General features: G+C 65.1%; 16 protein-coding genes. 11 read left to right on the top strand and 5 right to left on the bottom strand.

The genetic code is table 11. From position 1 onward, the window contains the following. Nucleotides 1-13: 13 nt before the first annotated feature. The 7 genes from ABWP89_RS10795 (at nt 14) to ABWP89_RS10765 (ending at nt 10,255) form a co-directional block, all read left to right on the top strand. On the top strand, nt 14-1,210 hold the full coding sequence (locus ABWP89_RS10795; protein ID WP_353229204.1) for an AAA family ATPase: 1,197 nt from the start codon (nt 14-16) through the stop codon (nt 1,208-1,210). 6 nt (nt 1,211-1,216) lie between these two features. Then, the gene (locus tag ABWP89_RS10790; RefSeq protein WP_353229203.1) at nt 1,217-2,113 is read left to right on the top strand and encodes an XrtA system polysaccharide deacetylase; all 897 of its coding nucleotides are present in this window, start codon (nt 1,217-1,219) and stop codon (nt 2,111-2,113) included. Next, entirely contained in the window at nt 2,113-3,174 is a 1,062-nt protein-coding gene (locus ABWP89_RS10785; protein WP_502915275.1) for a FemAB family XrtA/PEP-CTERM system-associated protein, read from the top strand. The genes ABWP89_RS10790 and ABWP89_RS10785 overlap by 1 nt, the downstream gene beginning before the upstream one ends. A gap of 6 nt (nt 3,175-3,180) precedes the next feature. Beyond that, a complete protein-coding gene (locus ABWP89_RS10780) occupies nt 3,181-4,407 on the top strand; it encodes a TIGR03087 family PEP-CTERM/XrtA system glycosyltransferase (RefSeq protein WP_353229202.1) in 1,227 nt (408 codons plus the stop codon). Then, nucleotides 4,397-5,965 (top strand): exosortase A, encoded by a 1,569-nt coding sequence (xrtA, locus tag ABWP89_RS10775; protein WP_353229201.1) that lies wholly within the window; start codon nt 4,397-4,399, stop codon nt 5,963-5,965. Before ABWP89_RS10780 ends, xrtA begins: the two co-directional genes overlap by 11 nt. Before the next feature lie 6 nt (nt 5,966-5,971). Next, the gene (locus ABWP89_RS10770) at nt 5,972-7,867 is read left to right on the top strand and encodes an XrtA/PEP-CTERM system amidotransferase (protein ID WP_353229200.1); all 1,896 of its coding nucleotides are present in this window, start codon (nt 5,972-5,974) and stop codon (nt 7,865-7,867) included. A 144-nt stretch (nt 7,868-8,011) separates the two neighbouring features. After that, the gene (locus ABWP89_RS10765; RefSeq protein WP_353229199.1) at nt 8,012-10,255 is read left to right on the top strand and encodes an EAL domain-containing protein; all 2,244 of its coding nucleotides are present in this window, start codon (nt 8,012-8,014) and stop codon (nt 10,253-10,255) included. A 392-nt stretch (nt 10,256-10,647) separates the two neighbouring features. On the opposite strand, the gene zapE is transcribed toward ABWP89_RS10765, so the two are convergent. From zapE to ABWP89_RS10740, 5 genes are all read right to left on the bottom strand, one after another. Continuing rightward, on the bottom strand, nt 10,648-11,781 hold the full coding sequence (gene zapE, locus ABWP89_RS10760) for a cell division protein ZapE (RefSeq protein ID WP_353229198.1): 1,134 nt from the start codon (nt 11,779-11,781) through the stop codon (nt 10,648-10,650). An 11-nt stretch (nt 11,782-11,792) separates the two neighbouring features. Continuing rightward, entirely contained in the window at nt 11,793-12,239 is a 447-nt protein-coding gene (locus ABWP89_RS10755; RefSeq protein ID WP_353229197.1) for a PaaI family thioesterase, read from the bottom strand. A 43-nt stretch (nt 12,240-12,282) separates the two neighbouring features. Further along, nucleotides 12,283-13,065: a succinate dehydrogenase iron-sulfur subunit gene (locus ABWP89_RS10750; RefSeq protein ID WP_353229196.1), complete on the bottom strand. Its 783-nt coding sequence runs from the start codon at nt 13,063-13,065 to the stop codon at nt 12,283-12,285. A gap of 159 nt (nt 13,066-13,224) precedes the next feature. Beyond that, entirely contained in the window at nt 13,225-14,058 is an 834-nt protein-coding gene (locus tag ABWP89_RS10745) for a nitrilase-related carbon-nitrogen hydrolase (protein WP_353229194.1), read from the bottom strand. 91 nt (nt 14,059-14,149) lie between these two features. Continuing rightward, on the bottom strand, nt 14,150-17,062 hold the full coding sequence (locus tag ABWP89_RS10740; RefSeq protein WP_353229193.1) for an Rne/Rng family ribonuclease: 2,913 nt from the start codon (nt 17,060-17,062) through the stop codon (nt 14,150-14,152). A 777-nt stretch (nt 17,063-17,839) separates the two neighbouring features. Here ABWP89_RS10740 and ABWP89_RS10735 point away from each other — a divergent pair. The 4 genes from ABWP89_RS10735 to ABWP89_RS10720 form a co-directional block, all read left to right on the top strand. Beyond that, complete coding sequence (locus tag ABWP89_RS10735) at nt 17,840-18,796, top strand: N-acetylmuramoyl-L-alanine amidase family protein (protein WP_353229191.1); 957 nt, start codon at nt 17,840-17,842, stop codon at nt 18,794-18,796. Nucleotides 18,797-18,844: 48 nt separating this feature from the next. Continuing rightward, a complete protein-coding gene (locus tag ABWP89_RS10730) occupies nt 18,845-21,394 on the top strand; it encodes a penicillin-binding protein 1A (RefSeq protein WP_353229190.1) in 2,550 nt (849 codons plus the stop codon). 79 nt (nt 21,395-21,473) lie between these two features. Further along, nucleotides 21,474-22,025 carry a peroxiredoxin gene (locus ABWP89_RS10725; protein ID WP_353229189.1) on the top strand — a complete coding sequence of 184 codons (552 nt, stop codon included), beginning with the start codon at nt 21,474-21,476 and terminating at the stop codon, nt 22,023-22,025. Nucleotides 22,026-22,140: 115 nt separating this feature from the next. Further along, a partial coding sequence (locus tag ABWP89_RS10720) for a PCRF domain-containing protein (protein ID WP_353229187.1) occupies nt 22,141-22,748 on the top strand: 608 nt, incomplete at its 3' end.

Genomic DNA, 22,748 nt, shown 5'->3' with positions numbered 1-22,748 from the left:
GGAAACGACGCCAATGTACGATCAATTCTATGGATTCAGCGGCCGTCCGTTTCAGCTCGCGCCCGATCCCGCGTTCTATTTTGAAAGCCTGACCCACCGCAAGGCGCTGTCCTATCTGGGCTATGGCCTGGCGCAGGGTGAAGGCTTTATCGTCATCACCGGCGAAGTCGGCGCGGGCAAATCGACGCTGGCGGCGCATCTGGTGGCATCGATCGATCGCCAGCGGCTGACCGTCGGCCAGATCGTGACCAGCCGGCTGGACGCGGACGAACTGGTGCGGCTGGCGCTTCAGGCATTTGGGCAATCGTTCGGACAGGATGCCAAAAGCTACGACAAGGCCGCCGCACTCGGCGCGCTTGAACGGTTTTTTCATGACGAGGCGCGCGCCGGGCGGCGCTGTCTGCTGATCGTGGACGAGGCGCAGAACCTGTCGGTCGCCGCGCTGGAAGAACTGCGCATGCTGTCGAATTTTCAGCTTGGCGCGCATCCGCTGGTGCAGGTGCTGTTGCTGGGGCAACCCGAATTTCGCGACCTGATGCACCAGCCGGGGCTGGAACAGTTGCGCCAGCGGGTGATCGCCACGCACCACCTGGATGCGATGGAAACCGACGAGGTCGGGCCTTATATCGAACACCGGCTGTCGCACGTCGGCTGGATGGGCAACCCGGCATTCGGCCCGGGCGTCTATGCGCGGGTGGCGGCGCAATCCGGCTGCGTGCCGCGCCGCATCAACCAGCTGGTCAACCGTTTGCTGCTGCTGGGCGCGGTTGAACAGGCGGCGCTGCTCGACAACGACATGCTGACCGAGGTGATCGCCGATCTGGCCGGTGACCGCGACGAAGACGTGATGGCAAAGCCTGTCGCATCACCCGCGCCGGCACCCGCCGCAGCGACGGAACCGACCCCGGGCTCCCCGCCCGATCACGCCGCGATCCTGCAGGATCTGGCGCACGAATTGACCATCCGCGATGAACAGATCGCCGAATTGCAACAGGCGGTGATGGAACTGGCCGAACTGCGCGCGCCGGCCGCGCTGACCCCGGCGCCAGAGCCGGATCTGGAACCGCTGCTGGCGGCAATTGTCGATCTGACCCGCCGCATCGAAACGCTGGAGGTGCGCACCGGCGATCAGAACGAAGCGATCCGCCACGTGCTGACCATGCTGATCGAATGGCTGGAGGCCGAAAACGCCCAGGTTCGCGCGGCCTGATCCGTCATGCCAAATTCCCCTGTCATCAACGGCCTGTCGGTCGATGTTGAGGACTGGTTTCAGGTTGGTGCGTTTGAATCGGTCATCGATCGCGCCGACTGGGACAGCCTCGATCTGCGGGTGGAACGCAATTGCGATGCGATCCTGCGCCTATTTGACGATGCGCAGGTCAAAGGCACGTTTTTCACGCTGGGGTGGGTGGCGCAGCGGTGCCCGGCGATGATGCGGCGGATCGCGGCACAGGGCCATGAAATCGCCAGCCACGGTTGGGACCATGCGCGGGTGTTTACCTTTGACCGCGCCGGCTTTGCCGCCGATCTGGAACGCGCACGCGGCACGCTGCAGGATGTGACCGGCATGGCGGTCACCGGCTATCGCGCGCCCAGCTTTTCGATCGATGCGCGCACGCCGTGGGCGCACGAAGTGCTGGCCAAACAGGGCTATCGCTATTCATCAAGCGTGGCGCCGCTGGTGCACGACCATTATGGCTGGCGCGAAGCCCCGCGCTTTGCCTGGCGCCCGGTGGCCGGCGCCGATCTCCTGGAAATTCCGGTGACCACGGTCGAACTGGGCGGTCGCCGCATGGCGGCGGGGGGCGGCGGGTTTTTCCGGCTGTTTCCCTATCCGCTGTCGCGCTGGGCGCTGCGCCGGGTCAATGCGCGCGATGCCGCCCCGGCGCTGACCTATTTTCATCCGTGGGAGATTGATCCCGATCAGCCACGCGTTGCCCATGCGCCATGGCGTTCGCGGTTGCGCCATTACAGCCGGTTGGGGGCGATGGCGGGCAAATTGCAATTGCTGCTGCGCGATTTTGCGTGGGGACGGATGGACGCACTCGCCGCGTCGGAGGCGCGGCAAATGGCCTCACACGCTGCCAGCGAAGCCGCGCGGATCGGATCATGATGCATTCGGTACCCTCTGCTGCGGGCACCATCGTGCGCCACGCCACCGCCGCCGATGCCGGTCGCATCGCGCAGTTCGTGGCGGCGGCGCCCGATGCGCGCGCGTTTCACCGGCCGGAATGGCTGCGAGCCGTCGAAATGGCCAGCGGTCATGACACGCATGTGCTGCTGGCCGAACATGCCGGCGCGATCGCTGCCATGCTGCCGCTGCACGCGGTGCATTCGCCGCTGTTTGGCCGTGCGCTGGTCTCCACCGGGTTTGCCGTCGACGGCGGGATCATCGGCGATGCCGCCCAGGTCGAAGCCTTGGCGGGCGCCGCCACGCAATGGGCCGCACGGCTGTCCTGCGGCACGGTGGAATTGCGTGGGGGGCCATTGCCGGTCGCGCCAGGCTGGCACACCCGCACCGACAGCCATGCCGGGTTCATCGCCCCGCTGGCCGGTGATGATGAGGCGCAATTGGCGGCAATCCCGCGCAAACAGCGCGCCGAAGTGCGCAAGGGGCTGGCCAACGCGATGACCGTGCAGGTTGGCACCAGTCGCGCGGACCGCGCCATGCATTACGCGGTCTATGCCCAATCGGTGCGCAATCTGGGTACGCCGGTGTTTCCGCGCGCACTGTTCGATGCGGTGCTCGATGCGTTTGGCGATGATGCCGATATCCTGACCGTGCTGGCAGAGGGGCAACCGGTCGCCGCTGTGCTCAACCTGTACCATCGCGGCGCGGTCATGCCCTATTGGGGCGGCGGGGTGTTCGCCGCACGCGCACTGCGCGCCAACGACGTGATGTATTACCGGCTGATGTGCCACGCGCGCGAACGCGGTTGCGACCGCTTCGATTTTGGCCGGTCAAAATGCGACAGCGGGGCGTATCATTTCAAGCGCAACTGGGGCTTTGCGCCGCAACCGCTGGCCTATGCGCACTGGACTGCCGACGGCATGGCACCGCGCGATGTCAATCCGCTCAGCCCGAAATACCGCGCGCGCATCGCGCTGTGGCAGCGGTTGCCGCTGGCAATCGCCAACCGGCTGGGCCCGATCATTGCCAACGGGCTGGCCTGACCGGCCATGACCCAGCCTGCGCCAGAGGTGCTGTTCCTTGCCCACCGTATTCCCTATCCGCCCGACCGGGGGGACCGCATCCGGTCGTGGCACCTGTTGCGCGCACTGGCGGCACGGGCGCCGGTGCATTGCGGTTGCCTGATCGAAAACACGCGCGAACTGGCGCAGGTCGATCCGATCACCGCGCTGACCGCCAGCCACTGCTATGCGCTGCGGCCGCCGTCGCTGGGCTGGGCTGGGCTATCCGCGCTGTTGACCGGGCGCCCGGTCAGCCAGACCGCATTTTCATCGGCGCGGCTGGCGCGGTGGGTGCGGCAGACTTTGGCGGAACGGCCGATCGGCACGATCTTTGTGTTTTCGGGGCAGATGGCGCAATTTGTGCCCGCCGATTTTCGCGGCCGCGTGGTGATGGATTTTGTCGATGTCGATTCGGCCAAGTTCGCCGCCTATGCTGCTGCCGCGCGCACCGCACGGGTACGCGCGGTCCACGCGCGAGAGGCGCGGCTGCTGTCGGCCTTTGAAAGCCGCGCCGCGCACCGCGCCGATCTGTCGCTGCTGATCACCGCGCAGGAACGCGATCTGTTTGCCAGCCAACTGGCCGATCCTGCCGGGGTAAACCTGGCGGTGCTGGGCAACGGCATCGATGCCGGATATTTTTCCCCCGACGCGGTCACGCCTGAACCGTCGCTGGCCGGTCCGGGCCCGTACATCGTGTTTACCGGGCAGATGGATTATGCCCCCAACATCGCAGCGGTAACGATGTTTGCGCACGATGTGATGCCGCTGATCCGTGCGCGCCATGCGCAGGCACAGTTCGCCATCGTCGGCCGCGAACCGGCCGCAGGCGCGCGCGCGCTTGATGGCGTGAATGGCACGCGCGTGACGGGGCAGGTCGATGATGTCCGCCCGTGGCTGGCAGCGGCCGATCTGGTGGTGGCGCCACTGCTGATCGCGCGCGGGGTGCAGAACAAAGTGCTGGAGGCGATGGCGATGGCGCGCCCGGTGCTGTTGACCCCGGCCGCAGCGACCGGCGTTGTCGGCGAAGATGGTGTACACTTCGCGGTGGAACAGGGCGCGGGCGCGCTGGCCGCACGCGCGATCGCACTGCTGGATGATGCCGCCGGTGCCACCGCGATGGGCGCAGCGGCGCGCGCGCTGGTGATCGAAAAGGCGGGCTGGGATACCGTGCTGGCGCCACTGCCCGCGATGATGGGGTGGGGCGTTGGCGACTGACCTTCCCGCCGCACGTGGCCTGATGCCGATCACCGTGCCCGCGACCTGGGTCGCTCCGCTGGCGCGGCTGGCGGCGGTGTGGCTGGGCCTGATCGTGCTGTTTTTTGCCGATTGGCGCGCCATGGTCGGGCAGTGGTGGAACAGTTCGACCTATAACCACATCCTGCTGATCCCGCTGGTGCTGGCCTGGCTGGTGTCGCAGCGGCGGCACGAACTGGCGCGGCTGGTGCCGTCGCTGTGGTGGCCGCCGCTGGTGCTGTTTGCCGGGGCGGGGCTATTGTGGCTGCTGGGGCAATTTGCCGGTCTGGCGCTGGCGCGGCAATTGGCGGTGGTGGTCATGGCGCAGGCGGCGTTCGCGGTGGTGATGGGGCCGCGCGTGGTGGCGGCACTGCTGTTTCCGCTGGGTTATATGTTGTTTCTGGTGCCGATCGGCGATGAACTCATCCCGTTTCTGCAAACGCTGACCGCGCGGATCACGATGGTGTTGCTGGGGCTGGCGCAAGTGCCGGCGCATATCGAAGGCGTGTTCATCACCACCCCGGCGGGCTATTTCGAAGTGGCAGAGGCCTGTTCGGGGGTCAAGTTCCTGATCGCGATGCTGGCCTATGGCACGCTGGTGGCCAATGTGTGTTTTTTGCGTGCCAGCCGTCGCGCCGGGTTTATCGCGCTGTCGGTACTGGTGCCGATCGTGGCCAACGGTCTGCGCGCGTTCGGCACGATCTGGATCGCGGGCTGGTACGGCATCCGCTTTGCCAGCGGGTTTGACCATGTGTTCTATGGCTGGGTGTTTTTTGCGCTGGTGATGGCGGCGTGCATGGCGGTGGGCTGGCGGTGGTTCGATCGCCCGGTCGATGCCGCGATGATCGATGCCGATGCGCTGGTCGCCAGCCCGCTGCTGTCGCGGCTGGCGGCGCGGCGGCTGGGCGCCATACCTGCGCTGGGCGTGCTGGCGGCGCTGGCGCTGCTGTTCACCGGCTGGGCCGCGCTGGCCGGATCGCTGGAGGCAAAGCTGCCCGGCGGTATCCATCTGCCCGCGATTGCGGGCTGGGAACCCGTTGCGACCGATGACGGCGTGGCATGGTCACCGCTGCACGGCGGATCGGACCAGCAATTCCACATGCGGTTCCGCGATGCTGGCGGCCATGTGGTCGATGTCTCCTATGCGCTCTATGCCAGCCAGCGCGAAGGGCACCAGGCTGGCGGGTTTGGGCAGGGCGCAGTGCCGATGGGGTCGCGCTGGGCGTGGGAGCGCACCGGAGTGGCCCTCGGTCATGCCCGGGCCGAGGTGATCCAGGCCCCCGGCACCGACCAGCGCACCGAACACCGGCTGTGCCAGACCTGGTACCGCCATGGCGCATTGCTGAGCGGCAGCAATCTGGCGCTGCGGCTGCAGGTCATGGCCGATCATCTGTTGTTGCGTCGACAGCTGACAAGCGTGCTGATCCTGTCGGCATCAGACCGGCTGAATGGTGATCCGGCGGCGGCACTGGCGGCGTTTGTAAAGGCGGCGGGCCCGGTCGATCGCTGGATCGACCACCTTTCCTCTGGCCGGGCCTGACCGGCGATGTGCGGGATCGCCGGAATCTTTCATGTCGATGCCGCCACCCCGGCCGATGGCGCGCTGGTGGCGGCCATGCTGGCGGCGGCGCCGCACCGTGGGCCCGATGGGCGCGGGGTGTGGACTGTGCCCGGCATTGCGCTGGGCCATCTGCGGCTGTCGATCATCGATCTGGCCGGGTCGCTGCAGCCGATGGCCTCCACCGACGGGTCGGTCATGCTGGTGTTCAACGGCGAAATCTATAATTTCCGCGAACTTCGCCACGAATTGCAGGCCACCGGTGCGCAGTTCCACACCGATGGCGACAGCGAGGTGATCATTGCCGCGTGGCAGCGCTGGGGGGTGGAATGCCTGCCGCGGTTGCACGGCATGTTTGCCTTTGCGTTGTATGACCTGCGCGCGCGCACGCTGCTGCTGGCGCGCGACCGGCTGGGGGTAAAGCCGCTGTTCACCGCCACGCTGGGCGATGGCAGCCTGGTGTTCGGGTCGGAACTGAAACAGCTGCTGGCGCATCCGGGGGTGGGGCGCACGATCGATCCGCTGGCGGTCGAGGATTTCATGGCCTGGGGCTATGTGCCCGACACGCGATCGATTTTGCGCGGGGTGGATAAACTGCCGGCCGGGCATTACCGCCTGTTGCGCCATGGGCATGCACCCGCAGGACCGGTACAATGGTGGGATGTCAGCTTTGCCGATCGCAGCGCGGGCAGCGATGCCGCGCTGGCCGATGAACTGCACCACCATCTGCAACAGGCGGTCACCTCACGCATGGCGGCCGATGTGCCGCTGGGCGCGTTCCTGTCGGGTGGGGTGGACAGTTCGACCGTGGTGGCGATGATGGCCGGGGCCAGCAGCGATCCGGTCAAGACCTGTTCAATCGGGTTCGATGTCGCGGCACTGGATGAAACCGCCTATGCCGACCGGATTGCGGCGCAGTTTCACACCGAACATTACCGGCGCACGGTGGGGGTCGATGATTTCGCCGCGATCGACACGCTGGTGGCGATGTTTGATGAACCGTTCGCCGATGCCTCTGCGCTGGCGACCTGGCGGGTGTGCCAGCTGGCGCGCGAACATGTCACCGTTGCGCTGTCGGGCGATGGCGCGGACGAGGCGCTGGCGGGATACCGGCGGCTGGCATTTCACCACAATGAAGACCGTGCACGCGCCCTGCTGCCGCAGGGGCTGCGGCGCGGGCTGTTTGGCGCACTGGGCACGGCCTATCCGGCGCTGGGCTGGGCACCCCGGCCGCTGCGTGCGAAATCGACGCTGCAAAGCCTCGCGCTCGACAGCGAAGAGGCTTATGCGCGCACGCTGTCGGTTACCCGGGCAGAGGCTCGGGATGCACTGTACACTTCTGAATTCAAACGGTTGCGCGGTGATTACCGGGCAGAGACGCCGCTGGTGGCGCTGATGCGCGCGGCGCCCGCACGCAGCGGGCTGGATCGGGCGCAATATGCCGATCTGAAATGGTATCTGCCCGGCGATATCCTGACCAAGGTCGATCGCACCAGCATGGCGGTCAGTCTTGAGGCGCGCGAACCGCTGCTCGATCACCGGCTGATCGAATTTGCTGCGCGCCTGCCAGAGGATGTGCGCGTGCGCGGCACCACCGGCAAATGGCTGATGAAACAGGCGATGCGGGGGCAATTGCCCGATGATGTGCTGTTCCGGCCGAAAATGGGCTTTGTCACGCCGATTGCGGCATGGTTGCGCGGGCCGCTGGCCGATGCGACGCGCGGCATTGGCCAGCGCGGATTGCTGGCCGACAGCGGGTGGTTTGCGCCCGACCGCATTGCCGCGCTGGCCGATGATCACCTGTCTGGCCGGGCCGATACCAGCCGCACCCTGTGGCAATTGCTGATGCTGGAAAAAAGCCTGGCGCGCCTGACCGAAACATGACTGTTCCACGACAAAATCTGCAATCTTTTGATAAGGTTCGGGCTTCGGCATTCGATTGCCGGGTTGATTTGGCGCGCCCCGGGTAAGGTTATGTCAACCATTCCGGGCTAATCCGGACAAGGGTTCAGATAGCACCAGGGAACAATGCGTAGACTCCTGCGATCACCGCTGTGGCTTGCGCTTCTCATCGGGGCGGTCATTCCCGCGCTCGGGCTAAGCGATCCGGTCGGGCAGGGCTATTGGAACGTCTGCTACAAACTGTTTCATGAATCCGCGCCGGCATCGATTGTCGTGGTCAACTCCGACGACATTGCCGACATGGGCACGGCGGGCCAGACCCAGCTGTTTGATCTGGTGCGGGGGGCAAAGCCCGCGCGCCTGTTCATCGATACTAAATTGCAACGCGGGGTGACCAAAGACCAGGTTGCAGCATTGCGCGCCGCGATCGCCCGGCTTTCCCCCGATACCGCCTTTGTCAGCCGCGCGCGAAAGTTTGACCAGTTCGATCGCGCGGCGTTTGATTTCCCCGATCCGGCCGTGATTGGCGCGCATCCTGTCGTGTTGTCGGCATGGACCGTCAACATGTTCCATTACGTCGAATCCGGCCCTTCGGCGATTGCCATCGACGGCACTGTACGCCCGGTTCTGGCCACCGAGCTTGCGCATCTGCCGGCACGGCCAGAGCAGACGATCTACCCCGATTTTGCCATCGACCCCTCATCGGTCACCACGTTTTCGGCGCGACACCTGCTGGATGGTCAGGTGCCGGCGTCTGCGCTGGCGGGGAAACAGGTGGTTATTGCCGGGTCGGGCCAGGGCACGAACCCCAATTATTTTGGACAGGGCCCGGTCAGCCCGGTGGTCCTGGATATTGCCGGCGCGGTCAGCATGCGCAAGCCCTGGCCATTCACGACCATGCAGCTGCCCTTGCTGGCACTGGTTGCGCTCGTGCTGGCGCTTGCGCGCCGCCAGCCGCGTCGCCGGCTGGCCTATAGCGCGCTGGTGGTGCTGGTGCTGGTGGTGCCGGCTGTGCTGCGCACGGTGGGAATTGTCTGTTATCCGGATGCGGCCATTTGCGCGATGGTGGCCTTTGCGGCGATCCGTCTGTGGCAAAAGCGCGTCCGCAAAATTCAACACACCAGCGCATCGGGCCTGCCCAACATGCTGGCGCTGTCCAACAGCGAATTGCCGCCCGGGCGCGATGTAGTGGTGGCCGCAATCGCCCGCTACGATGAAATGCTGGCGACGCTGCCACAGGACCTGCATGACGAATGCGCGCGGCAGATCGCCCGGCGGATCGCCGTGGCGTGTGAGGCGACCGAGTTGTACCATGCCGATGGCGGCCACTTTGCCTGGACCGAGGAAGCCCGCCCGCTCGACATGCAGTTGAGCCACCTGGAAGGCTTGCGCGCGCTGTTTGCCTCACCCGTGATGGTGGGCACGCACACCTTTGATATCAATATTCACTTCGGGCTGGATCGCAACGAGGGGGTCAAAACCGCCACCCGCGTCAATTCCGCGCTGGCCAGTTCGAACGAGGCGCTGGCCAATGGCCGCGCGATCGAACTGTTTGAGGCGCATCGCCTGGCCGAGGCACCGTGGGAGCTGTCGCTGCATTCACGCATCGATGAAGGCCTGCGCGATGGCGACATCTGGCTGGCCTATCAGGCGCAGTGGGACATCGCCACCAACCGGATCTGCGGGGCAGAGGCGCTGATCCGCTGGAACCATCCGACCAGGGGCGCGATCGCGCCCAATGCGTTCATCCTGCAGGCCGAACGTGCCGGGCGAATCGATGCGCTGACCTATTGGGTGCTCGACCAGGCGATCACCGCCGCGCTGGCGATCAATGCCAAGGGTGAACGGTTCCAGATGAGCGTGAACCTTTCGGCACAAATGGTCGACAAACCCGACCTGGTCGGCAATTTCGCAGCGATCGTCGCGCGGCGCGGGGTTGATCCCACGCTGATCACGGTGGAAGTGACCGAAACCAGCGCGGTCGGCAATCGCCCGGCGGCGGTCCACAATCTGACACGGCTGCGCCAGATCGGGTTCCGCCTGTCGATCGATGATTTTGGCACGGGAGAGGCCAGTCTGGCCTATCTCGCCGATCTGCCCAGTGACGAACTGAAGCTGGATCGCTGTTTTGTGTCGCGCATCGTGACCAGCCCGCGCGATCGCGCGATCGTGGCCAGCACGATCGGGCTGGCACATGCGCTGGGGCAGACGGTGGTGGCCGAAGGCATCGAAGACGCCGCCACGCTCGCCCTGTTGCGCCAGATGGGCTGCGATTATGCCCAGGGGTTCTATCTGGGCCGGCCACAGCCGTTCGTGGTGTTCGAACGCGAATACACCGCCCGCCGACAGCGCCAGTCTGGAGCAATTTAGGAGTTGTTAACCAGCCCCGTTAATGGTAAATCCCCTTCATCGGCAATGGAGGGTTTTATGCACTTGGGTAAATGGATCTGGGGTTGAGCCTACCTTCTGCGAGGAACTAGGACAAACAGTTGAAATTCAACGGTTTCCCATCCTCGACACAACGTCTCACAAAAAAGCCCGTGCCCAGCGCGGGCTTTTTTTTGTCTGCGCCGGGCATGGCAAGGTTAACACGGTGATTCGCTTGCCGGGTGAATCACCGCCTGATGACAATTGTCCGGCGCTTGGGAAGCAGGCTGTTAACACTTTCACATGGTGATGGCGGGCCTTTGCCCTTCGTCGCCGGGTGGTCCGCCGAAATTACGCAACCGGCACAGACCTGCGCCGGTCTGGCGTGGCACTGTTCAGTCTTCGCCATGTCCCAGTGCAAGATAGTCGGTTGACTGCATTTCCATCAACCGGCTGACCGTGCGGTCAAACGCAAACCGGCCTTCCTCATCGCCGCCGGCGCTGCGGTCGTACAGCTCTGCCGGCGCGGCGGCGGCGGTCACGATCAGCTTAACCTTGTGTTCGTACAGCGCGTCGATCAGCGTGATGAAGCGCATCGTTTCGTTGCGCCGTTCAGGCCCGAGCCGGGGGATCGCGACCACGATCACCGTGTGATATTTGCGCGCAATCGCCAGATAATCGGCCGCGCCACGCGCCTCTGCGCACAGTCGTTTGAAACTGAACACGCCCACACCCTTCAGGCTTTTGGGCACATGCAGCAGCCGTCCGCCGCCCAGGTCGAGCTCTGCCGAAGGGACATTGGCGCTGTCTTCGGGGGAAAAGTCGGTCAGCCGGAAGAACGCTTCGCGCACCGCGGCGGTGGCTGCGTCGCCCACCGGCATGTGCCAGGTGCCGACACCCTGCATGCGATCCATGCGGTAATCGGTTGGTCCGTTGAGTGGCAGGACATCCAGCCGGTTTTCGATCAGCGCGATAAAGCCCAGAAAATGTTCGCGGTTCAGGCCGTTCTTGTACAAGTCTGCGGGCGGCCGGTTGCTGGTGGTCACCACCACCACCTGATGCCGTTCGATCAGCGCGGCAAACAGCCGGCTCATGATCATGGCGTCGGCGCTGTTGTTGACGACCATTTCATCAAACGCCAGCACGCGCACTTCGGCTGCGATGGCGGCAGCGACCGGCGCGATCGGGTCGCCGATCTCCTTTTTGCGTTCGTCACGCAGCCGCGCGTGCACCTCCAGCATGAATTCGTGAAAGTGTACGCGGCGCTTGGCCGCAATCGCCAGGTTGTCGTGGAACAGATCCATCAGCATGGATTTGCCGCGCCCGACGCTGCCCCACAGGTAGACCCCGCGTGGGGTGGGGACGGCCTTGCGCGCCCCGAACAGCCGCCCGACCAGCCCCGCTGCGGGTGCCGGCTGTTCCAGCTCTGCCTGCAAGCGGTCAAGCCGCGCGGCGGCAGTGGCCTGTTCGGGATCGGGCTTAAGCTCACCACTGGCCACCAGTTGCGCATAGCGATCGGAAACGCGCATCACCGGTGCCGTCAACGCGCCGACGGCTTGCGCACGGTGCCGTTGAACGCCGCGACCAGGTGGTCACCCTGTTCGATTGTGCCGCGCAGGAACACCAGCCGGCGCGTTTCACGCAACACTTCGGTCACGGCGTCGAGCGGCTGATCGACTTTCCCCGCGCCGATGAACTGCGTCGACAGATCGAGCGTGACCGATCCCCCGGCATCCGCCCCCAGGATCAGCCGCAGCGCCGAAAACAGCGAAATGTCGATCAGCGCGAGCGTCACCCCGCCGTGCACGGCATCCAGCAGATTGCTGTGCCGCCGTTCGGGAAACATGCGCAGCCGCATCATCGGCATGGCCCCGGCGCGCGCCTCTTCGCGGACCAGCATACGGCCCATCACCGCACTGTTGAACCGCGACGGGTCGTTCAATTCCCACCGGTGCCAGCCCGGATGATCCGGCGCTGGTTCATACATGAATCCGGGCGAGGGGGCGTCCACCGAACGATCAGTGCGCCAATCAGATGACGCGTTCGGCCTGCATTTTCTTGATTTCGGCAATCGCGCGCGCCGGTGACAGACCCTTGGGGCAGACATTGGCGCAATTCATGATCGTGTGGCAGCGGTACAGCCGGAACGGGTCTTCCAGTTCGTCCAGCCGTTCGCCGGTCATTTCATCGCGGCTGTCGGCCAGCCAGCGATAGGCCTGCAACAGGATCGCCGGGCCGAGGAACTTGTCCGAATTCCACCAGTAGCTGGGGCACGAGGTCGAACAGCACGCGCACAGGATGCATTCGTACAGCCCGTCCAGCTTTTCACGCTGTTCGGGGCTTTGCAGCCGCTCCTTGCCCGATGGCGTCGGCGACACGGTTTGCAACCACGGGCGGATCGACGCGTATTGCGCATAAAAGTGCGTGAAGTCAGGCACCAGGTCCTTGATCACCTGCATATGCGGCAGCGGGGTGATGCGGATTTCGCCCGGAAGATCCTCGATCGCGGTGGTGCATGCCAGGCCGTTGCGGCCGTTGATGTTCATCGCGCACGATCCGCAGATGCCTTCGCGGCACGACCGGCGGAATGTCAGCGACGGGTCCTGGTCGGATTTCATCTTGATCAGCGCGTCCAGCACCATCGGGCCGCACTGGTCCAGATCGATGTCGAAACTGTCATAGCGGGGGTTTTCGCCGCTGTCGGGATCGTAGCGATACACCTTGAACTTCCGCACTTTTCCATGAGTCGGCGCGGCGTGATGGCGCGCCTTGCCAGAGATCACGGAATTTTTCGGAAGACTGAATGTCGCCATGTCCAAACCCTTTGTGCGATGCGGCGCGCTGGCCCGGGCAAATACCGCAGTGCGGGCATTTGCCGCGCACCAGTGTTTGCCCAACGATGCGCGCGAACGAATCGTCCTTAGCGCAACGGGCGCATGGGGCAAGTGCCTGATCGTGCGCCCGCTTGTCGATTACAGACGCGGTGGCGCCCAGCGCATGTCGGACAGATAGGGCCCGGTCGCGCGCGCGGCCTGCGTGGCGGCGTGGTCAAGCGTGACCAGCAACAATGCCTCATCGGTGGTGGCGCGCGCGCGCACCACACCATCGGGGCCGACGATCGCCGACTGCCCATCAAAAGGATAGCCGTGTTCGGACCCGGATCGGTTGGCAAAGGCCAGCCAGAGGCCGTTTTCCAGTGCGCGCACGCGGATTACTGCCTCTGCCACCAGGGCAAATTCGGCGCCCACCGCGGCTGGCGCCAGCACCAGATCAGCGCCGCGCAAGGCCAGGTCGCGCACGGTTTCGGGATATTCGGTGTCATAACAGATCGACGCGCCGATCCGCCAGCCGTGCAGCGTGGCAATCGCGCTGGGGCTGTCACCGGGGGCGAACAACGCGCGTTCGTAATCCGCCCACAAGTTGACCTTGCGATAGGACCACAGCGTTTCGCCCTGTGCATCGATCAGCCGCGCGGTGTTGTACCGTTTGCCCTGGGCCAGTTCGGGATAGCCATGGGCGATCGCAATGCCATGGTCACGCGCCAGCGCGGCAATCCGCTGTTGCCATGGGCCATCGGCGGGTTCGCTGGCCGCGGTCACCGCGTCGGCGTCAAGATAGCCGCTGGTCCACAATTCGGGCAGCAGCAGCAGATCAACCTCTGCCAGCGTGCCACTGGCCAGCAGTGCTGCCAAACGGTCCAGCATCGCATCGGGCTGTCCGCACAGACCAGGCTGTTGCCACAGCGCCAGCCGCAAGGGGTGCCGCGGTCCAGACGCTTCCGGCGCCAAAGTGTCAGGTGTGGTCATCACCATCAGGGTCGCTCCCGCTCGGGCAAGGGCAGGATCGGGGGTGCGCCCTCCCGTTCACCAGCGGGGTGAACGGGAGGGCGCACCACGATCATGCGCCAAACGTGCGTTGCCACCAGCCGCTGCGCGGCTTGCCTGCCGGCGCATCGTCGGTTGCAGCGGCGGCCGCGACCGCACTGTCGGCATCATCGGCCGGCACGGCCGGCTCTGCCGAAACCGCGTCGGCTTCGATCGCTTTTGCCACGCTGGCGACCGGGGTCGTTTCGGCGTCGGCCTTTTTGCGACGGCTGCGCTTGGGCTTGGCCGGCGTGTCATCGCCGGTTTCTGCCGTGGCGGCATCCTCAGCGGCGTGTTCGATCACCGGGGCCGGTTCAGCCACGATGGTCTCCGCGTCTGCATCGGCCTTTTTGCGGCGGCTGCGCTTGGGCTTGGCAGGCACAGCTTCGTCAGCCAGTTCAACAGCCGCTTCGGCAGGCACGGCCGCAGCGTTATCACCGGCATCAACCACTGCAGGGGCTTGCGCTGCTGCGTCGGTATCGGCGGATGGCCGGGCCCGGCGGCCACGCCGCGGCTTGGCCGGGGCAGCATCGGCAACCGGTGGCGCAGCGGCCGGCGTGGCCTCTGCGGCCGGTTCGCCCGCGTCCACGTCCGCCTCGTCACCGTCATCACTGCCCGCATCGCCGTCGGTTTCCGATGCGGACTGATCATCCTGCATCGGTGAACCATCGCGGTTGCGGCGGCGGCGGTTGCGACGGCGACGCTTGCGCCGGCCTTCGCCACCGGCGTCGTCGTTGCCGGCCTTCGCGGTACCATCAGCCGCACCATCGGCTTCACCGGTTTCGTCGTCGTCGCTGTCGTCGTCGCCGGCGTCATCGGCGCCCTGATCGTCGCCGCTCCGTTCACCGGTTTCGCCGTCGTTGTCGCCGCCTTCGCTGCGATCGCGGTTGCGGCCACGGCGGCGACGGCGGCGCTTGCGGCGGCTGGCACCATCGCCGCCATCACCCGCTTCGCGTGATTCGGAACGGTCGCGGTCGCTGTCGTCCTCGTCCTCGGTTTCGACCTCGTCCTCTTCGTCGATCAGGTCGTCTTCAATCGGTTCGGGGATCGGTTCAAAGCGCGGGGTGAATTCGGGACGGGGCCCGCGTGAAGCGACGCGCATTTTCGCGCCTTCGTTTTCGCCTTCGGGAATGACCTCGACCGACACGCCATAGCGCATTTCGATTTCGGCCAGATCCGCGCGTTTGGCGTTCAGCACATAGATCGCCGCTTCCTGGCTGGCATAGAGCGTGATGATGTTGCCCTTGCCCTTGGCCGCCTCATCCTCGATCATGCGCAGGGCGGACAGCCCGGCCGATGATGCGGTGCGCACCAGCCCCGAACCATCGCAATGCGGACAGCCGCGGGTGGTCGCCTCCAGCACACCGGTACGCAGCCGCTGCCGGCTCATTTCCATCAGGCCAAAGCCCGAAATGCGCCCGACCTGGATGCGCGCGCGATCGTCCTGCAGCGCGTCCTTCATCGCCTTTTCGACTTTGCGGACGTTCGATCCGTATTCCATGTCGATAAAGTCGATGACCACCAGCCCGGCCATGTCGCGCAGGCGCAACTGGCGCGCGATTTCGCGCGCGGCCTCAAGATTGGTGGATACGGCGGTCGCCTCGATGCCGTGCTCCTTGGTCGACCGGCCGGAGTTGATGTCGATCGACACCAGCGCCTCGGTCGGGTTGATCACCAGGTATCCGCCGCTGCGCAGCTGTACCACCGGGTCGTACATCGCGGTCAGCTGGTCTTCGGCGCCAAACCGCTGGAACAGCGGCACCGGATCGGCATATTGCCGCACCCGCTTCGCGTGGCTGGGCATCAGCAGCTTCATGAAATCCTTGGCCGCGCGATAGCCGCCTTCGCCCTCGACCAGCACTTCTTCGATGTCGCGGTTATAGATGTCGCGGATCGCACGTTTGACCAGATCGCTGTCCGAATGGATCAGCGCCGGCGCGGTCGCCCGCATCGTGTTTTCGCGGATTTCGTCCCACAGCCGCGCCAGATAATCGAAATCGCGCTTGATCTCGGTCTTTGTGCGCTGCAGCCCTGCGGTGCGCACGATGCAGCCCATGGTCTTGGGCAGCGCCAGTTCGGCGATGATCGATTTCAGCCGCTTGCGATCGCTGGCCGAATTGATCTTGCGGCTGATGCCGCCACCGTGGCTGGAATTGGGCATCAGCACGCAATAGCGGCCGGCCAGGCTGAGATAGGTGGTCAGCGCCGCGCCCTTGTTGCCGCGTTCTTCCTTGACCACTTGCACCAGCAGCACCTGGCGGCGCTGGATGACGTCCTGGATCTTGTAACGGCGGCGCAGCGCCATGCGGCGCGCGCGCAGATCGTCGGCCTCCTTGGCCTGCCCGCGGCTCTGGCGGCGGCGGCCACGGCCACGGTTGCCACCGTTTTCGCCGTCACCGTTTTCGCCGTTATCGTTTTCACCGTTGTCGCCGGCATCGCCGTCGCGGTCATCGCGGTCGGCATAATCACCGTTGCCACCATCGGCGTCGTGGTCGAAATCGTTGTCGATCACCCCGCCTTCGATCGTGGAAACCTGGTCCTTGCCGGCGCTGTCGACCTCGATCACGCCATCGTCGAAATGGCCGCCGTTGTCGTAATCGCCGTCATCACCGTAATCTTCGTCATCGTCGGCGGCGCGCAGCGCAGCCTCTTCTTCCGCATGACGGGCCTCTTCGGCCAGCAGCGCTTCGCGGTCTTCCTTGGGGATCTGATAGTAATCGGGATGGATTTCGCTGAACGCCAAAAATCCATGACGATTGCCGCCAAAATCGACGAATGCCGCCTGTAGCGAAGGTTCGACCCGGGTTACCTTGGCAAGGTAAATGTTACCCTTGATCTGTTTGTGATCGGCAGATTCGAAATCGAATTCTTCAATCCGGTTGCCTTTGAGCACCGCCACCCGGGTTTCTTCCTGGTGGCGCGCATCGATAAGCATGCGCGTTGTCATTGAGTATTCTCCAGCCGCGCGGCCGCGGGACGTATCCCGGGAACTGGGCGCGGTTCATTGCGATGGCGTGAGGTCCGCTCCGGCACGACTGTGTGCGGACGGGGCGGTTCACGAATGCGGATTTGCCGGTGCGACCGCCGGGCCGTGGCCCGAAATGGTCACCCGCCGGCGGCGGATTGTGTGCGTCTGCCAGAATGACGGTTTGCGCGACAGCGCGTTTCTGCCCTGAACAGCCACACAGGGCTGACGGGACAGGGCCGTTTGAGCCGCAACCGCGAAGGACCCGCATGGGGTTCCTCGTCAGGTTGGAAAATCGGTTCGTCATTTCGGCATCAACCTCTGGCGCAATCAAAGCGCCATGAATCTGTGGATCATGCCGTCTCGTTTCGCGCGTTCTCAACCGGTTTGTCCTGCCGACGGTCCTCACTTGCCAGACGTTGGCACGGGCGATCCCGACGAACGGTGTCGGCGGGCGCATCCTGCGGCAAGGCATGGCGGGGACCGTAACAAATATTCCCCGGTATCACCCGTGCTAGCATTGCAATTGCAAACCGGCAATTAAAACAATCGTCACGATGGTTTGCCCGTTCCGCCTTTTTTGCAAACAGCCCACCGATAACGCAATCGCGCGCGCGGTTGGCCAACCGGTGCGATGGAGTCACCGCCTGTGCGCAAGACATTGCAACCGCGCCAGCCTTGCCGCAAAGGGTGCACGCACACGGTGCAAAAGGCCGACAACCGGCATTGGTCAGGGCATATGGCGCAGGATACCGGTAAGTGGCGCAGTATCGCGTGGTGAAATTGGCCTTGCCGCGCCGGTCCGGCACGCCGCGTGTGCGCGCCGGCGTCACGGCGGTGGCGCTGGTCCTGGTGGTCGCGCTGGTCGTTGCGGCGGTGGTCGCGTGGTTGCAGCGTCCGGGCGCCGGCCGCGGCGGCGTGCCAGCCTATGTGGTGCGGCTGATCCTGCCCGATGGCAAACGGCCGATCGATCTGCCGCCGATCGAGGGCCCGGCCGACGCCAGCCGCCCGCTGGTGGTGATTGACGCCGGGCACGGCGGCCATGATCCCGGCGCCAGTGGTGCGGGCGGCGATCATGAAAAGGCGCTGACCCTGGCGATGGCGCTGGCGCTGCGCGATGCGTTGCTGGAACAGGGGCGGGTGCGCGTCGCGCTGACCCGCGCCGATGACCGGTTTCTGGTATTGCAGGAACGCGCGGGGATTGCGCGCCGTTTGCATGCCGATCTGTTCCTGTCGATCCATGCCGATGCCGCCGATGTGCCCGATGCCGCCGGTGCCACGGTCTACACGCTGTCAGACAAAGGATCGGGCGCAATGGCCGATGCCGTGGCCGCGCGGGAAAACCGCGTCGATACGGTCAATGGCGTGGCGCTCGACGGGCAGGGCGATACCGTTTCGCAGTTTCTGGTCGATCTGTCGCAACAGCGCATGCGCGCCAGTTCGCTGGCCTTTGCCGGGTTGATCCGGCGTGAAGGCGAAGGGCACCTGCGGTTTCGCGATCGCCCGTTGCAGCAGGCGGCATTTATCGTGCTCGAATCGCTCGATGTGCCATCGGTGTTGTTGGAGGCCGGCTATATCAGCAACCCGCAGGATGTGCGCGACATGCGGTCACGCCCGTGGCGCAACGAATTTGGCCACGCGGTGGCGCGCGCGATCGAGATATTCCTGGCCAGCCAGAACGCCAGCCCCAACGGTGCCGGGGTCGCTGCGCTTTGAAAACGTGCTTTGGCAAAACCGGCGTCGTGCTTTAAAGCCCGCCCGACAATGCCCAACGCGACCCCGCCCGACGACCTGCCACCCCAGGCCACGCCCCCCGCCGGTGATCCCGATGCCGTAACCTATCGCCTGCGCCGCGATTCGGCCGGGCGGGTGCGGCGCATCTGGCGCGCGATTGTCGCGCGGCGCTGGGCCCGCTGGCTGGCGTTGGGCGTGCTGGGGCTGGGCCTGGCCTATGCGGTGGTGTGGGTCGCGTTTGTGCGCACCCTGCCCAGCGCCGACAAATTGCTGACCTATCAGCCGCCCTTGCCCACCATGGTGCGCGGCAATGATGGTGAAATCGTCTCCTCCTATGCGCGCGAACGGCGCGTGCAATTGCGCTTTGTCGATTTCCCGCCAACGCTGATCGGCGCGTTTCTGTCGGCAGAGGACAAATCGTTCTTTTCGCACCACGGTGTCGATGTGACCGGGCTGGCCGGCGCGGCGGTTGATTACGTGACCAAGCTGGGCACTGGCGCACGGTCGCGCGGCGGATCGACCATCACCCAGCAGGTGGCAAAGAACCTGTTGATCGGCAACGAATATTCGTTTGGGCGCAAGATCAAGGAAATGATCCTGGCGCTGCGCATCGAATCGCTGCTGACCAAACAGCAGATACTTGAGCTCTATCTGAACGAAATCGCGCTCGGCCGGCAAAGCTTTGGCGTGCAGGCGGCATCGCGCGCCTATTTTGACAAGGATGTGGGCGATCTGAAACTGCATGAGGCGGCGTTTCTGGCCATTCTGCCCAAGGCGCCAGAGGATTACGGGCGCACCAAATCGGCGGGCAAGGCGATGATCCGGCGCAACTGGGTGCTCGATCAGATGGTCAAGAACGGTTACGCCAGCCGCGGTGATGCCGACGCGGCAAAGGCCCAGCCGCTGGGCCTGGTGCAGCGCCATTCCGACAATTACACCAGCGATGCCGGCTATTTTCTGGAAGAAGTGCGCCGGCAGCTGATCGGCCAGTTTGGCGAAAACGCGGAAACCGGCCCCAACAGTGTCTATGCCGGCGGGCTGTGGGTGCGCACCTCGCTCGACGCAAAGTTGCAGACCGCAGCGCAGGATTCCCTGCGCGCCGGGCTGCTGCGCTATGCCTCGGGCCGGGGCTGGCATGGCCCGATCGCCACGGTTGACCCCGCGCATTGGCAGGGTGAACTGATCGGCAGCAACATTGCCATCAAATACCTCGACTGGCGCGTGGGGGTGATCCTCGATCGCGCCGGGTCCGCCGGGCAGATCGGCTTTGCCGATGGCAGCACCGGCCAAGTCGCGGGGCTGGCCGATGCCGTGCGGCCGGGTGATGTGGTGGCGGTGGCGCCGAATGGCGGCGATTGGGCGCTGCGCATCGTGCCCGAAGTATCGGGCGGGATGGTGGTCCAGGACCCCGAAAGCGGCCGCGTGCTGGCGATGCAGGGCGGGTTTGATTCGCGCCTGGGGTCGTTCAACCGCGCCACCCAGGCCAATCGCCAGCCCGGTTCGGCGATCAAGCCGTTTGTCTATGCCACCGCGCTCGACAACGGCATGACCCCGGCGTCGATCGTGCTGGATGGCACGTTCTGCGTCTATCAGGGCGCGGCGCTGGGGCAGAAATGCTTCAAGAATTTCGGCGATGAAGGCGGCGGCGGCAGCCACACCATGCGTTGGGGGCTGGAACAGTCGCGCAACCTGATGACCGTGCGCATCGCCAACGACATCGGCATGGACAAAGTCGTGCGCACCATCAAGGGTGCCGGGATCGGCGATTATCCTGCCTATCTGTCGATGGCGCTGGGCGCGGGCGACACCACGGTGTCGCGCATGGTCAATGCCTATGGCGCGCTGGCCGATCATGGCCGGCTGCATGACCAGACGCTGATCGATTTTGTGCAGGACCGCAATGGCAAGGTGATCTGGCGCGCCGACAAACGCGGGTGCGATACCTGCAACATGGCGCAATGGGATGGCAAGCCGATGCCCCGGTTCAAACCGACCGGGCGTCAGGCGCTGGATGCGCGCACCGCGTACCAGGTCGTGCACATGCTCGAAGGGGTGGTGGTGCGCGGCACCGCGGCCAGCCTGGCTGATCTGAAATTGCCGCTGTTCGGCAAGACCGGTACCACCACCGGGCCGACCAACGTGTGGTTTGTCGGCGGCAGCCGCCAGATCATCGCCGGCATCTATCTGGGCTATGATCAGCCGCGCAGCCTGGGCGGCTATGCCCAGGGCGGGCGAATCGCCGCGCCGGTGTTCAAACAATTCGTGCTTGCCACGCGCGACCGCTGGCACACCACGCCGTTCGTGGTGCCCGAAGGCGTGCGGCTGGCCAAAATCGACCGCGTATCGGGCAAACACGTGTTCGAAGGTACACCCGATGATCGCGATCCCAAGGCGGCGATCATCTGGGAGGCGTTCAAACCCGACAGCGAACCGCGCCGCACCAGCCGCGATTTGCAGGTTTCCACGCGCGAAGCGGTGCTCGAAGCCATCCGCCAGGCCTATGCGGCGCGCTATGGCGCTGCGGCTGCCGCGGGCGGTGATGGTGAGGACACTGGGGATGTACAGGGCGGGGTTTATTGATCCAGTCGCGATTTCCTGTCCATGCGGGCAAGCCCGGATCGGGGCTTGAGAGCCGGCTGGACTGTGGTATCGTCACTGCATGAACACCCATCGCCTTGCTGCGGCCGCTGCCGCGCTTTCGCTCGTCCTGGCCCCGCTTGCCGCGCATGCCGCGCTGACGGTGGGCACGACCGCCCCCGATTTCACCACGCAGGGCGCGCTGGCCGGAAAGCCGCTGCCGGTGGCGCTAAAGGCGCTGCTGGCAAAGGGCCCGCTGGTGCTGTATTTCTATCCCAAGGCGTTCACGTCGGGTTGCACGCTGGAGGCGCACGCCTTTGCCGAGGCGAGCGGCGATTTTGCCAAGGCCGGGGCGACCGTGGTCGGCATGTCGAACGACACCATTGATGCGCTGCAGAAATTTTCGACGCTCGATTGCCGCGACAAGTTCACCGTCGCTTCGGCCTCCCCCGCGGTCATCAAGGCCTATGACGTGCCGCTGATCGACAACGGCGCCGACACCGGGCTGTCTGACCGCACCAGCTATGTCATCATGCCGGATGGCAAGATCGTCTATGCCCATACCGACATGGACTGGCACAGCCACGTCGAACAGACGCTGGCGCTGGTGCAAAAGCTGGCCAAAGAACACTAAGCTTCACATACAAGCGGCTTTACAAGCTGCGCCGCTTCGTTAAGCGGCGCAGCTTATTGTTTATGGTGGTCCGGCGGCGCATGGGCGCCGCTGGCACGATGGAGTGGATGAAATCATGCGTGCCGAAGGGCAGGCCCATATCGACCGCATTCAGCGTGCACTGGCACTGGTCCGTAAATTTCTGGACTGGGATCGCGCGCTGCGCCGGCTGGACGAGCTTAACGCCCGGGTCGAGGACCCGAAGCTGTGGGACGATCCCAAGGCGGCCGAGGCGGTCATGCGCGAACGCCGCCGGCTGGAGGCTTCGATCGGCACGGTCAACCAGATCGGCCAGGAAATGGCCGACGCGATCGAATTCATCGAACTGGGTGAAGAAGAAGGCGACGACGCGATTGTCGCCGAGGGGCTGGAAACGCTGGCCCGGCTGGCCGCGCGCGCTGATGCCGACAAAGTGCAGGCGCTGCTGGCGGGCGAAGCCGATGCCAACAACGCCTTTGTCGAAGTGCACGCCGGCGCCGGCGGAACCGAAAGCCAGGACTGGGCGGAAATGCTGCAGCGGATGTACACACGCTGGGGCGAACGCCACGGGTACAAGGTGGAAATGGTCGATTACCACGCTGGCGAAGCCGCCGGGATCAAAAGCTGTACGCTGCTGATCAAGGGCGAAAACGCCTATGGCTATGCCAAGACCGAAAGCGGCGTGCACCGGCTGGTGCGGATCAG

The sequence above is a fragment of the Novosphingobium sp. genome, assembly GCF_040398825.1.
Classification (GTDB): Bacteria; Pseudomonadota; Alphaproteobacteria; order Sphingomonadales; family Sphingomonadaceae; genus Novosphingobium.
This window is presented reverse-complemented; position numbering and strand designations above follow the sequence as displayed.